The following is a 12,848-nucleotide window of genomic DNA, read 5'->3' on the forward strand; positions in this document are numbered from 1 at the left end:
CTCCGGTCGGCGCGGCACTTGTTGCGAGGCGCGCTCGGCACGTCCGTCCGTCCGCGTCTCGCCCCTCAGTCGTGACTGCTGAACTACCGGGCCGAGCCACTCCGCGTCGGGTTCGCGGCTTGATCCACTGTGTCCACGACGGTGACGCGGCCGCCGTCGCCGGGTTCGGGATCCGGGACGACCGATTCTGGGTCGACGAGAAAGACGTCGTGACCACCCAGCGTCAGCCGGCGCGCGACCTCCAGCAGCATGCGCCGCGCCACGTCGTCGACGGAGGAGACCCGTGTCAGGTCCAGAGCCACCCTGACTTCCGAAGGCTCGTTGTCCACGGCCTCCTTGACGACCCTCTCGGCTCCGGCGAAGCCGATGCCGCCTTGCAGTTCCAGAACCCGGAGCGCGTTCGGTCCGCTGCCCACGACATGGTTGGACCGCACGACCGCGAGCGCGGCGGCGGGAACCTCCATCACATGCAGACCCATGTCCGAAGAGAACCGCTCGAACAATGACACCCCGCGCACGCTGTTCCCGTGAGGGTCCAGTCGGGGCGAGAACGTGGCGATCCCGATCTGCCCGGGAAGCGCACCGATCAGACCCCCGGCCACCCCGCTCTTCGCCGGAATACCCACCTGGGTCGCCCAGTCGCCGGCGGCGTCGTACATTCCGCAGCTGAACATGACGCTCAGCACCTGACGCACCACCGTTTCGGGCACCACCTGCTCGCCCGACAGGGGATTCACCCCGCGGTTGGCGAGCGTCGCGGCCATCATGGCCAGGTCTCGCGTGGTGACGAGCACGGAGCACTGGCGGGTGTAGCCGTCCACGACGGTTTTCGCGTCCCCGGTGAGGATGTCGTGGCTGCGCAGCATGTGCGCGATGGCGAGATTGCGGTGTGCGTGCTCGATCTCCGACGCGTACACCGACTCATCGATCCGCAGCCGGCGACCGGCGAACGCCGAAAGGCCGTGGAGCACCCGCTCCACACGTCCCGCCGGATCCAGGTCCTGGGCTCCGGCCAGGGAATGGACGGTGATCGCGCCGGCGTTGATCATGGGATTAAGGGGGCGTCCGGTGGTGCTTTCGAGCGATATCTCGTTGAACGCCTCTCCGGAGGGCTCGACACCGACCTTGGCGAGCACGGAGTCGAATCCGCGATCGGTCAGTGCCAGGGCGTAGGCGAACGGCTTGGAGATCGACTGGATCGTGAACTCCGTGTCGATGTCACCGGCGCCGTACACCTTTCCGTCCAGCATGGCAAAGGCCGCACCGAGGCGCTCGGGGTCCGCGGTCGCGAGCTCGGGGATGTATCCCGCCCGCTCCCCGGACGTGTCCGGCCGCACCTTTTCGAGTGCCTCGGTCATGTAGTCCGGAATGATGGGCCGCATTCTTCTCTCCATGTGTCATCGCCTCGTGGCTGTCACGATGCCCGCTTAACGCTGTCGTCGTGGCGGGGGCGCGGCGGTGCGGGGCGGGCCTGCCCTCCTGGGGGCCCGAAACGGACGGATCAACCGGTCAGTCCGGCTGTCGCTCCATGTGGTCCAGGACGCGCTGGCTGAGCCGGCCGAGCGTGGCGAGCTGATGCGGGGTCAAGGCGTCGATGAACAGGCGGCGCACGTGCTCGACGTGCTGCGGTGCGGCCTCTTCGATCGCCCGGTGACCGGCCGGGGTGGCGACGATGAATGCTCCGCGACCGTCGTCGGGGCATTCTTCCCGGACGACGAGTCCGCGTTTCGCCATGCGCGTGACCTGATGAGACATCCGGCTCTTTTCCCACTCCACGAGTTTGGCCAGATCCAGGAACCGCATCCGCCCCTCGCCTCTTTCGGTGAGGCTGACGAGCACGATGTAGTCCGCGGCGGACATTCCGGAATCGGCCTGGACGCGGCGGGCCAGTCGCCCGATGAGTTTCTCCTGCATGCGGATGAAGCTGTCCCAGGCGGCTTTCTCTTCCGGATCGAGCCAGCGCGGCGGTGCGTCGTCCATGACGGGCAGTCTAACGAAATTGTTGACAGCTCACCCACTTGCGGTGGGCGCTGATATGCCCCTCGGGGAGGCCGTGTCCGTCGCGTCCGTCGCGTCCGTCGTGCCAGGGGTGAGCGTGGAGTCGGGCCGTCGACGGTTAAGTTGATGCGTCAACCTGACAGGGTTAGGCTGCTGTTCCGGCCCAGGAGATGCGGCCGGGTCGAGCGGGATCAGACCCCCAAGGAGGACGCATGACGGTCGAAGTCACGCACGTGCCCGAGGCGAAGCGCTACGAGGCCCGTGTCGACGGAGAGTCCAAGGTGGCGGGCGTCGCGGAGTACATCCGTACGCCGGAGCTCGTCGCGTTCGTGCACACCGAGGTCGGGACGGAGTACGAGGGCAAGGGAGTCGGGTCCGCGCTGGTCCGCACGGCCCTCGACGAGGCGCGCGCCGCGAACCTGCGGGTGCTGGCCACCTGCCCCTTCTTCGCTGGCTGGATCAGCCGGCACTCCGATTACCAGGACCTGCTGTACCAGTCCCGCAGCAAGGTCAGTGACTGAGGAACCGGACGCGGCGGCACCGGCGCGTCCGGGCCGCCTCTACTTGTGGTCGAGCGGCGGTACGGGGTGCTTGCTCATGACCGATACGCGGTTGAAGGCGTTGATGGTGACCGCCACCCAGATCGCCGCCGATATCTGGTCCTCGGAGAGGACCTCCCGGGCGGCCTCGTAGGCCGATGCCTGGATCGCCGCGTTCGCCGGATCGGTCGTGGCCTCGGCCAACGCCAGGGCGGCGCGCTCCGGGGGAGTGAACAGGGCGGTGTCCCGCCACGCGTTCAGGGTTCCGAGCCTCTGCGGTGATTCACCGGCCCGCAGGGCCGCTCTGGTGTGCAGGTCGAGGCAGTAGGCGCAGGCGTTGAGCTGTGACACGCGCAGGTTGATCAGCTCCACGGTGGTGCGATCGAGACCGGCCTCGGAGGCCGCCGCTCGCACCGCTTCCGAGGTCTGCAACAGAGCCTGGAAGGCCTTGGGGCTCTGTTTGTCGATGAAGATCCTGCGGGGCGGGGAGCCGGGGGTGCGGTCGCTCACGGCGGAGCCTCCTTCGGGCCACGCGCAAAGTGGCCTGGGTTCGTACGGGTGCTGTGGCCGGTGGCCTGCCTGACGCCATCCTAGTTGACGAGACAACTAAATAACGTGGGAGGTGTTCCCGGCGACGGTCGACCCCTCGACGCAGGGCGCGGACGCTCAACTGCGCACTCCGCTAAGGGTGTTGATGCGCGCGGCCCTGGCTGCATCTGGTTGACGTGTCAACTCTCGATGCTAATGTAGGTGACGCGTCAACCACTGTGTCGAGCAGGGACACGAAGACCCGGAGAGGGATCCCATGAGCAACGAGACGAAGACCGGATTACAGGCACTGCTGACGCCCGAGGAGAGCGTCGTCGTCCTGATCGACCACCAGCCGTTCCAGTTCGCCAACCTGAACAGCCACGAACCCACGATGATCGTGAACAATGCCGTCGCCCTGGCCAAGGCCGCCAAGGTGTTCGACGTGCCGACCATCCTGACGACCGTGCTGGAGGAGCGCGGCGGCTACCTCATCAAGGGGCTACAGGATGTGTTTCCGGAGCAGAAGCCGATCAACCGCACGCTCATCAACACCTGGGAGGACGAGCGCGTCGTCGACGCCGTCAAGGCGACCGGCCGCAAGAAGCTGATCATCGCGGGGCTCTGGACGGAGGTCTGTGTCGCGATGCCGGCGATACAGGCGGCGGGCGAGGGCTTCGAGGTCTTCGTCGTCACCGACGCCTCGGGCGGCGCCTCGCAGGAATCGCACGACATGGCCGTACGCCGCATGGTCCAGGCGGGAGTCGTGCCGATCACCTGGATGGCCGTGGTGAGCGAATGGCAGCGTGACTGGGCGCGGGAGAAGACCATCGCGCCCTTGAGCGAGGTGCTGCTCCAGCACGGGGGCGCCACCGGCGTCGCCTTCGGCTGGGAGACGCAACTGCTCGCCACCGAGCGCGCCTGACCGACGGCTGACATGGCGCGGGGGCAGGCGCCCGTCCGTATCGGGTCGGAGCGGGCGCCCGCATCGTGGCGCGCGACACCACGGAAAGCCTTCAACGCCGAAGACCTGCCGAGGTACAGTGCAGAAAGCCCCTGACCTGCAAAAAGCTAGCAGGGAGCCGTCTTTTGGGAGTCGATCATGCTGCGCACCATGTTCAAGTCCAAGATTCACCGTGCCACCGTCACCCAGGCCGATCTGCACTACGTCGGGTCCGTGACCATCGACGCCGATCTCCTCGATGCCGCCGATCTGCTGCCCGGTGAGCTCGTGCACATCGTCGACATCACCAACGGCGCCCGTCTGGAGACGTACACCATCGAGGGGGAGCGCGGCAGCGGTGTCATCGGCATCAACGGCGCGGCCGCGCACCTCGTGCACCCCGGCGATAAGGTGATCATCATCAGCTATGCGCAGGTCGACGACGCCGAGGCCCGCGCCCTGCGGCCCAAGGTCGTGCATGTCGAGGGCGCGGACAACCGCATCGTGGCCCTCGGCGACGACGCGTCCGCGCCGGTGCCGGGAGCCGGTGACATGGGGCGCAGCCCGCAGGCCGCGCATCACCTCCAGGAGAGCCGATGAGCAGTGGGATCGAGATCCGCGACGACCGGGCACGCGGCGTCCTCGAAGCGCGTGCCGACGGTGAAGTCGTCGGCCAGATCGTCTACTTCACGCTGGACGCCCCCGAGCCTGCCCTGGTGCCGGTGCACACCGAGGTCGTGCCCGCGCACGAGGGCGAGGGCATCGCGGGCTCGCTGGCCCGGGAGCTGTACGCGATCGCGGCGCGGGAAGGCGTCGCCGTCGCGCCCCTGTGTCCGTACGTGGTGAAGTGGGCCGAGCGGCATCCCGACGAGGCGCCCGTGCCCTCGGGAGAGCTGGTCGCCGCCGCCCTGCAGAAGGTGAAGGCGGACCCGTCCGCATGGTGACGCCGACGCTCGCCCTGCTGCACACCTCGCCCGTGCACGTCCCCGTCTTCGAGGCGCTGCGGGACCAGGACCATCCGGGGCTCGCCCTGCGGCACCTCGTCCACGCGGACCTGCTCGCGCGGGCCCGCGCGGAGGGCCCGGACGCGGTGGCCGACGGCATCCAGGAGCTGCTGGAGCGGGCGGTCGCCGAGGGGGCGAGCGCCGTGCTCTGCACCTGCTCGACGATCGGCGCGGTCGCCGAGGACCGTGCCGCCGCCGTCGGCGTGCCCGTCGTGCGGGTCGACCGGCCCATGGCGGCCGCCGCCGTGGCCGCGGGGCGAGCCGTGGCCGTCGTCGCCACCCTGGAGAGCACGCTGGGGCCCACCCGGGCCCTCGTCGAGGAGGAGGCCGCCCGCGCCGGGCGGCCCGTCGACGTCACGACGGTGCTGGTGGACGGCGCCTGGGAGCGGTTCGAAGCCGGGGACGCGGACGGCCACGTACGTCTGATCGCGGAGGCCGTCGACGCCCTGGACGGCGTCGACTCCGTCGTCCTCGCCCAGGCGTCCATGGCGGATGCGGCGGACCGTGTCACCCTGCCCGTCCCGGTCGTCGCCAGCCCGCGCCTTGGGCTGAGCGCGGCCGTCGAGCGCTGCGGTGTCGGCGTCAAGTCGTAGGGTGCGTGTGGGAGTTGGGTGAACCGGGTGGCCGCGTGTTCACTCGGCTCCCGTGCACGTGCATCCCTTCGACCGCACAGGAGCGGACATGGCGCAGCACGACGAAGAGCAGCACCACGGTGAGCAGCCCGAAGAGGTCGTCATCAGCCCCACCGGGTGGGTGGCCAAGCAGGCCCGCGTCTACGAGGAGTCCGGCGGCACGAAGGGCGCCCGGGTCCAGGGCGTCCCCTGCCTGCTGCTCGACTACCGCGGACGGCGCACCGGGCAGTGGCGCCGCACCGTGCTGATCTACGGCCGGGACGGTGAGGACTACCTGGTCGTGGCCTCGAACGGCGGCGCCGACGAGGACCCTCTGTGGTATCGCAACCTCGTCGACGAGCCCGGCGTACGGCTGCGCGTGGGCACCGAGGAGCGGTTCGCCGCCCGCGCCGAGACCCTGTCGGCCGAGGACAAGGCCAGGGTCTGGCCCGGCCTCGTCGAGCTGTTCGCCCCCTACGCGGACTACCAGGCCAAGACGGATCGCGACATCCCCGTCGTGCGCCTGAGCCGTACGCGGGACTGAGGTCGCACCGCGCGAGGACGCGTGGACTCGGCAGGCGTGGGCACGCGAGGCGGGAGAGAGTGGACACGACCGGTCTCCGACCCGATGGAGGAGAACATGACCGTCCCGTATCCCGACCCGGTGCCGCCCAGCCCGATCCCGGACCCCGGCGGGCCGAATCCGGTGCCCGAGCCCGAGCGTCCCACGCCGGTGCCCGGTCCCGGCCCCGGTCCGAGTCCCGTGCCGCGGCCCACGCCTGACCCGCCGCCCACCCCGCTCCCGCCGCCCGGCCCGGAGCCCGAGACCGAGCCCAAGCCGCTCTGACGGCTCAGGCGGCTCAGACGCGGCTCAGACGACTCGGACGGGTCTCACGGCCCTGAGTGCGGACGGCGGCCCGACGCCGGGTCCGGTTCCGGACCCGGCTGCCGCGCCCGGCTGACGTGCCCGCCTGCTAGGCCTGGACTTCCGAGCGGTCCCCGCCCCACAGGGTGTGGAACGACCCCTCGCGGTCCGTACGCCGATAGGTGTGCGCCCCGAAGTAGTCCCGCTGCCCCTGCGTGAGCGCGGCCGGCAGCCGGTCCGCGCGCAGCGCGTCGTAGTAGGCCAGGGCCGCCGAGAAGCCCGGTGTGGGGACACCCTGCCTGGTGGCCGCCACCAGGACCGCGCGCCAGTCGTCCTGGGCCGCACCGATCTCCTGCGCGAACGTCTTGTCCGAGAGCAGGCTCGGCAGATCCGCGCGGGCGTCGTACGCGGCGCGGATGCGGTCCAGGAAGGCGGCGCGGATGATGCAGCCGCCCCGCCAGATGGCGGCGACCGCGCCCAGGTCGATGTCCCAGCCGTACTCCTCGCTGCCCGCGGCGATCTCGTGGAAGCCCTGCGTGTACGACACGATCTTCGACGCGTACAGCGCCTGCTCGACCTGGTCGGCGAAGGCCGCCGCCTCGGCCTCGTCCAGCGCACGCGCTGCGGGCCCCGCCAAGTCCGCCGACGCCGCCCGCAGTTCGGAGTGGCCCGACAGGGACCGGGCGAACACCGCCTCGGCGATGCCCGACACCGGGACGCCCAGGTCGAGGGCGATCTGCACGGTCCAGCGGCCGGTCCCCTTCTGCTCGGCCCGGTCCTCGACCACGTCCACGAACGGCTTGCCCGTCGCGGAGTCCACGTGCTTGAGGACCTCCGCCGTGATCTCGATCAGGTAGGAATCCAGCCGGCCGGTGTTCCAGGTGCGGAAGATGTCCGCGATCTGCGCGGGGGAGTAGCCGGCCACGTCGCGAAGCAGTTGGTACGCCTCCGCGATCAGCTGCATGTCGGCGTACTCGATGCCGTTGTGCACCATCTTCACGAAGTGTCCCGCGCCGTCCGGGCCGACGTGCGTGACGCACGGCGATCCGTCCTCGGCCTTCGCCGAGATCTTCTCCAGCATCGGGCCGAGCGAGGCGTACGACTCCTTCGAGCCGCCCGGCATGATGCTGGGGCCGAGCAGCGCCCCCTCCTCACCGCCGGAGACGCCCGTGCCGACGAAGTGGATGTCCTGCTCGCGCAGTTCGCGCTCGCGGCGCCGGGTGTCCGCGAAGTGCGCGTTGCCGCCGTCGACGATCATGTCGCCCGGCTCCAGGAGCGGGGCGAACTCCCGGATGACGGCGTCGGTGGGCTCGCCCGCCTTCACCATGACGACGAGGCGGCGCGGACGCTCCAGCGCCGCCACGAACTCCTCGGCGGTCTCGGTGGCGATGAACTCGCCCTCGTGGCCGAACTCCTCGACCAGTGCCCGCGTCTTGGCCGCCGTGCGGTTGTGCAGGGCGACGGTGTAGCCGTTGCGTGCGAAGTTGCGGGCCAAGTTGCGCCCCATGACCGCGAGGCCCGTGACTCCGATCTGGGCTGACGTGCTGCTCATGCCGTGACTCCTGGGAATGGAAGTGCCGGTGGTGTCCGCCAGTATTGCCCCGCGGCGTAGCGTGACATTCCGACACTGTGTCCGACGAAGGAGCCGCCCGTGCCCCATTTCGACATGCCGCTCGACGAACTGCGCCGCTACCGGCCGGACATGACCGAACCCGAGGACTTCGACGCGTTCTGGGAGAAGACCCTTTCGGCCGCACGCGAGCACGACCTGGACGCCCGCTTCGTCCCCGTCGCGTCGCACCTGAGCACCGTCGACGTCTTCGACGTGACGTTCGCGGGCTTCGGCGGCCACCCCGTGCGAGGGTGGCTGATCGTGCCCGCCGGGACGACCGAGCCGCTGCCCACCGTCGTGGAGTACATCGGGTACGGCGGTGGCCGCGGTCTGCCGCACGAGCGCCTGCTGTGGTCGGCCGCGGGCTTCGCGCACTTCGTGATGGACACCCGGGGCCAGGGCAGCGGCGGTTCGGCGGGCGACACCCCCGACCCGGTGGGCAGCGCGCCCGCGTACCCCGGCTACATGACGCGCGGCATCGAGGACCCGCACGCGTACTACTACCGGCGTGTCTTCACCGACGGCGTACGCGCCGTGGAAGCGGCGCGTACGCATCCGCTGGTCGACGCCTCGCGGGTCGCCGCGGTCGGCGGCAGCCAGGGCGGCGGGATCACGCTCGCCGTCGGCGGACTGGTCCCCGACCTGGCGGCGATCGCGGCCGACGTGCCGTTCCTGTGCGACTTCCCGCGGGCCACGACCCTCACCGACCGGCCGCCCTACCGGGAGATCGCGCTCTACATGAAGGCGCGGCGCGGCGTCGAGGAGCGCGTCTTCCGGACGCTCTCGTACTTCGACGGCGTGCACTTCGCGGCGCGCGGGACCGCGCCGGCGCTCTTCTCGGCCGCCCTCGAGGACATGACGTGCCCGCCGTCCACCGTGTTCGCCGCCCACAACGCCTACGCGGGAGCGGAACGTTCCATGGAGGTGTACGCCTTCAACGATCACGAGGGCGGTGGCCCCTACCAGCAACGGGTCCAACTCCAGTGGCTCCCGGAGCACTTGAAGGGCTGACCGGTGGTGCGCTCCTTCGGTCGCGCGCCCTTGTCACGGTTCGGTCGGACCGGCTAACTTGCCGCCTTGTCGTGTGTCCGACGTGACTGAGTGTGTGTGACTGAGGGAGCTCTCATGGCCGTACGCGGTCGGCACCGCCGGTACCAGCCGAACCGGATCAACCGAGCGTCGCTGACCGTCACGGCGGGCGGTGCCGGAATGGCGCTGCCGCTGATGGGCACGGGCACGGCGGAGGCGGCCGACGTCGACACCTGGAACAAGGTCGCGGCGTGCGAGTCGACCAGCAACTGGAGCATCAACACCGGCAACGGCTTCTACGGCGGCCTCCAGTTCAAGCAGTCCACCTGGGAGGCGTACGGCGGCACGGCCTACGCCCCGCGGGCCGACCGCGCCACCAAGGGCCAGCAGATAGCCGTCGCCGAGAAGGTGCTCAAGGCGCAGGGCCCGCGGGCCTGGCCGGTCTGCTCGGAGCGGGCGGGCCTGACGCGGGGCGGCGACGCGCCCGACGTCACGACGGCGAGCGCGCCCAAGAAGGCCGCGCCGAAGGCCCCCCAGCGCCAGGCCAAGGACGTCAAGCCGGAGGTGACCCCGCAGTCCGCCGCGGGCCGGGGCCAGATGTACACGGTCGTCCGGGGCGACACGCTCTCCCAGATCGCCGACGAGCGCCGGGTCGGCGGCGGCTGGCGGCAGCTGTACGACACCAACCGCACGACGATCGGCGACGACCCCGACCTGATCACGCCGGGCCAGCGGCTGGCGTTGCAGGCCTCGCAGAAGAGGGCCGCGCCCCAGCAGCGGGCCGAGCCGAAGGCCGCACCCAAGCCGAAGCAGCGGGCCGAGCACAAGGCGGCCCCGAAGCCCAAGGCCCAGCCGCAGCAGGCGAAGCCCGCCCAGGCCGCGCCGGGCTACTCCGCGCCGGTGGCCGCCTCGCCGAGCACCCCCTACCGCGCCGCGGGCGGCTCCTGGTCGAAGGGCTATCACACGGGCGTCGACTTCCCCGTGGCCACCGGCACCTCGGTGAAGGCCGTCGCCGGGGGCACGGTCGTGTCGTCCGGCTGGGGCGGCTCGTACGGCTACGAAGTGGTGATCCGGCACGCCGACGGCAAGTACTCCCAGTACGGCCATCTCTCGGCGCTCACCGTGAAGGCCGGGCAGAAGGTGGCCCCGGGGCAGCGCATCGCGCGCTCGGGCTCCACGGGCAACAGCACGGGCCCGCATCTGCACTTCGAGATCCGGACGGGGCCCGGCTTCGGCTCGGACGTCGACCCGCTCGCGTATCTGCGGGCCCGGGGCGTGCGGATCTGAGACGAGCGACGGGAAAGGCCCCCGGGGCGATGCCCCGGAGGCCTTGGATCTCTTCCGCCGAGTCCTGCGTCGCCGGTCTCAAGCGGTCTCAGCGGGTCTCAGGCGGTCTCAGGAGCCGATGCGCTCGCACCCGTGGCGTGAGGGCACCCGGCGGTGCGGCCCGGTCAGGGGCTGGGACGGCAGGGCAGGCAGCTCGCTCTCCCGTGGTGGGAGGGCCAGGCCCTCCGGAGTGTCCGGCACCCGGGGCGTGGCCGCGGCCTCCGTGTCCGGGACCTCGGGGGCGTCCGGCAGCGCGGCAGCGGGCCGCGCCTCGGCAGCGGGACGTGGCTGGGGAGCGGGACGCAGCCGGGGAGCGGGCCGCGCCTCGGGCGCCGCGGGGCCGCCCTTGGCCACCGGCACCGTCGGGGACTTCGCGCCCTGGGCCGCGCCGATGCGCTCCGTGGTCAGCAGGATCAGACCGCCCGCCGCGACGACCCCGAAGCCGAGAGCGACGATCGTGCCCGCCGTGCCGTAGCGGAACGATTCACCGAAGAGGGTGAGGCCCACCGCGGCGGCGACGACCGGGTTGATGACGGTCACCGTCGACAGCGGCGCCGCGAGGCCCGCGCCCCGGTAGGACGCCTGCGAGATCAGGACGCCGGCGCCGGCCAGGACGGCGATCACGGCGAGGCTCGGCACCTGCCGGGTCAGGGACACGCCCGTGTCCAGGTCGACCGCCACCGTCTTGGTGAACACCGAGGCGATGCCGAAGGCGACGCCCGCGGCGCTCGCCAGCAGCACGCTGCGCACCACCGGGTGACGGTGCACCGCGTGCGCCACGACGATCAGCGCCACCACGGCGCCGCCCGTCGCCAGCGCCACCATGACCCGCTCGGCGTCGTCCAGGGACTGCGCGTCGGCCGACTGCGTCAGCGAGAGCAGTCCGGCCAGACCCACGGTCGCCATGATGGCCCCGCGCCACGCGGTGGCCCCCGCCTTGCGGCGCACGAAGAGAGCGGCCATCGGCAGGGCGAAGACGATGGTCAGGGCGCCGAGCGGCTGCACCAGGCTCAGCGGCCCGTACGCGAGGGCCACGACGTGCAGCAGCGCGCCGAGGCCGTTCAGGGCGATGGCGACCCACCAGGCGCCGCGGCGCAGCGGGGCGTACCGCCGCTCCGGCGTGCTCACGGCGACGCGCTCCTGCAAGATGGCCCCGCCCGCGTAGGCGACGGCCGAGACGAGGGAGAGCAGCACGGCCAGCGTGAGGGCACTCATGAGGTGCTCCACGGCTTGCGGTGCGCCCTGTGGTGGGCCCGGGGCGTCCGGCACGGCGAACGGTCGGCTTCCATACCCTCTACGATCTCGCGGATTTCGCTCCACGTCGTCGTACCTCAGCAGGCATTGGGTCCTACTGCCGATGGAGTACGACCGGGGAGATGTCCTCCCCCGGGTGGGTTACGCAGCGGTTCGGTGGATCATCCAGAATCTCGAAAATTCTTGCGGACGGATACTCCGGAAACACCCCCGTGCGGGGCCCTGAACGTGCCGTGGAAGCTCCCGTGCGCCTCCTGCGGGGCGAGGCCCTCCTGCCCGGCTCCCGCCCCCTCCAGCGACGCCTCGCGGACTCCCGTACATAACTTCTGACCTGGGATTTTGCCGGATGCGATCGTATTCTTGCCTCTCGCGGAAATTCGTGGAGAGGGGTGCGGATGCACCGGAACGTACGCACGGTAGAGGACGTCCTGAAGCTCATGGACGGCCTGTTCGCACCGGAGGCCGACCGCTGGAGCGCCGACGCGGCGGGCTGGTGGGACGGCTTCTACACCGACCGCTCCCGGCCGGTGCCGTTCTTCGTGGCCAAGCCGGACGAGAACCTCGCCTCGTACGTCGAGCGGGGGCTGCTCACGCCGGGCCGCGCCCTCGATCTGGGCTGCGGGCCCGGCCGCAACTCCCTGTACCTGGCCGCCCGGGGGTTCCGGGTGGATGCCGTCGACCTGTCGCCGCAGGCCCTCGCCTGGGCCGGGGAGCGGGCCCGGGAAGCCGGGGCGGACATCCGCTTCCACCGCGGTGACGCCTTCGCGCTCACTCAGGACGAACTGGGCGGCCCGTACGACCTGATCCATGACTCGGGCTGCTTCCACCACCTGCCGCCCCACCGCCGCGTCAGCTACCTCGCCCTGCTCGACCGCGTGCTCGCCCCGGGCGGCCATCTCGCCCTCACCAGCTTCGCCGCCGGGGACGCGGGCTCCGGCTCCGAGCTGCCCGACGCGGACTTCTACCGCGCGTCCGGCCTCCAGGGCGGGCTCGCGTACACGCCGGAGTCCCTGCGCTGGATCTTCGCCGACCTCACGGAGGTCGAACTGCGGCGCATGCGCGACGAACCGGACGACTCCGCGTACTTCGGTGAGCCCTTCTTGTGGACGGCCCTGTTCCGCCGGGACGCCTAGGCTCTG

Annotated in this window: 15 protein-coding genes; 10 read left to right on the top strand and 5 right to left on the bottom strand. The window is 71.1% G+C overall.

Annotation, left to right across the window (positions count from 1 at the left end; genetic code table 11):
- Window positions 1-83: 83 nt before the first annotated feature.
- Together QBL25_RS35655 and QBL25_RS35660 are read right to left on the bottom strand one after the other, a co-directional pair.
- Window positions 84-1,382 (bottom strand): glutaminase, encoded by a 1,299-nt coding sequence (locus QBL25_RS35655; protein WP_409061077.1) that lies wholly within the window; start codon window positions 1,380-1,382, stop codon window positions 84-86.
- Window positions 1,383-1,509: 127 nt separating this feature from the next.
- Window positions 1,510-1,980: a MarR family winged helix-turn-helix transcriptional regulator gene (locus QBL25_RS35660; protein ID WP_409061078.1), complete on the bottom strand. Its 471-nt coding sequence runs from the start codon at window positions 1,978-1,980 to the stop codon at window positions 1,510-1,512.
- A 230-nt stretch (window positions 1,981-2,210) separates the two neighbouring features.
- On the opposite strand from QBL25_RS35660, the gene QBL25_RS35665 reads away from it, so the two are divergent.
- Window positions 2,211-2,519, top strand: a complete 309-nt coding sequence (locus QBL25_RS35665) for a GNAT family N-acetyltransferase (protein ID WP_409061079.1) — start codon at window positions 2,211-2,213, stop codon at window positions 2,517-2,519.
- A gap of 39 nt (window positions 2,520-2,558) precedes the next feature.
- On the opposite strand, the gene QBL25_RS35670 is transcribed toward QBL25_RS35665, so the two are convergent.
- On the bottom strand, window positions 2,559-3,047 hold the full coding sequence (locus QBL25_RS35670; protein ID WP_409061080.1) for a carboxymuconolactone decarboxylase family protein: 489 nt from the start codon (window positions 3,045-3,047) through the stop codon (window positions 2,559-2,561).
- 295 nt (window positions 3,048-3,342) lie between these two features.
- On the opposite strand from QBL25_RS35670, the gene QBL25_RS35675 reads away from it, so the two are divergent.
- From QBL25_RS35675 to QBL25_RS35700, 6 genes are all read left to right on the top strand, one after another.
- Complete coding sequence (locus QBL25_RS35675) at window positions 3,343-3,990, top strand: hydrolase (RefSeq protein WP_409061081.1); 648 nt, start codon at window positions 3,343-3,345, stop codon at window positions 3,988-3,990.
- 177 nt (window positions 3,991-4,167) lie between these two features.
- Window positions 4,168-4,608, top strand: coding sequence for an aspartate 1-decarboxylase (gene panD / locus QBL25_RS35680; RefSeq protein ID WP_409061082.1), 441 nt, complete (start codon window positions 4,168-4,170; stop codon window positions 4,606-4,608).
- A complete protein-coding gene (locus QBL25_RS35685) occupies window positions 4,605-4,952 on the top strand; it encodes a GNAT family N-acetyltransferase (RefSeq protein ID WP_409061083.1) in 348 nt (115 codons plus the stop codon). The genes panD and QBL25_RS35685 overlap by 4 nt, the downstream gene beginning before the upstream one ends.
- Entirely contained in the window at window positions 4,946-5,605 is a 660-nt protein-coding gene (locus QBL25_RS35690) for an aspartate/glutamate racemase family protein (protein WP_409061084.1), read from the top strand. Before QBL25_RS35685 ends, QBL25_RS35690 begins: the two co-directional genes overlap by 7 nt.
- A gap of 88 nt (window positions 5,606-5,693) precedes the next feature.
- Window positions 5,694-6,167 (top strand): nitroreductase family deazaflavin-dependent oxidoreductase, encoded by a 474-nt coding sequence (locus QBL25_RS35695; RefSeq protein WP_409061085.1) that lies wholly within the window; start codon window positions 5,694-5,696, stop codon window positions 6,165-6,167.
- A 96-nt stretch (window positions 6,168-6,263) separates the two neighbouring features.
- Window positions 6,264-6,470 (top strand): hypothetical protein, encoded by a 207-nt coding sequence (locus tag QBL25_RS35700; protein ID WP_409061086.1) that lies wholly within the window; start codon window positions 6,264-6,266, stop codon window positions 6,468-6,470.
- A gap of 127 nt (window positions 6,471-6,597) precedes the next feature.
- Here the strand turns inward: QBL25_RS35700 and gndA are convergent, their stop codons facing one another.
- Complete coding sequence (gene gndA / locus QBL25_RS35705; RefSeq protein ID WP_409061087.1) at window positions 6,598-8,040, bottom strand: NADP-dependent phosphogluconate dehydrogenase; 1,443 nt, start codon at window positions 8,038-8,040, stop codon at window positions 6,598-6,600.
- Between the two features lie 99 nt (window positions 8,041-8,139).
- Here gndA and QBL25_RS35710 point away from each other — a divergent pair, with 99 nt between their 5' ends.
- Window positions 8,140-9,111 (top strand): acetylxylan esterase, encoded by a 972-nt coding sequence (locus QBL25_RS35710; protein WP_409061088.1) that lies wholly within the window; start codon window positions 8,140-8,142, stop codon window positions 9,109-9,111.
- 114 nt (window positions 9,112-9,225) lie between these two features.
- On the top strand, window positions 9,226-10,416 hold the full coding sequence (locus tag QBL25_RS35715) for a transglycosylase family protein (protein ID WP_409061089.1): 1,191 nt from the start codon (window positions 9,226-9,228) through the stop codon (window positions 10,414-10,416).
- Window positions 10,417-10,524: 108 nt separating this feature from the next.
- Here the strand turns inward: QBL25_RS35715 and QBL25_RS35720 are convergent, their stop codons facing one another.
- Window positions 10,525-11,670, bottom strand: a complete 1,146-nt coding sequence (locus QBL25_RS35720) for a DMT family transporter (protein WP_409061090.1) — start codon at window positions 11,668-11,670, stop codon at window positions 10,525-10,527.
- A gap of 434 nt (window positions 11,671-12,104) precedes the next feature.
- Between QBL25_RS35720 and QBL25_RS35725 the strand changes: the two genes are divergently transcribed.
- The gene (locus QBL25_RS35725; protein WP_409061091.1) at window positions 12,105-12,842 is read left to right on the top strand and encodes a class I SAM-dependent methyltransferase; all 738 of its coding nucleotides are present in this window, start codon (window positions 12,105-12,107) and stop codon (window positions 12,840-12,842) included.
- The last annotated feature ends 6 nt before the right edge of the window (window positions 12,843-12,848 follow it).

This window comes from Streptomyces sp. SYP-A7185, from assembly GCF_046103685.1.
Classification (GTDB): Bacteria; Actinomycetota; Actinomycetes; order Streptomycetales; family Streptomycetaceae; genus Streptomyces.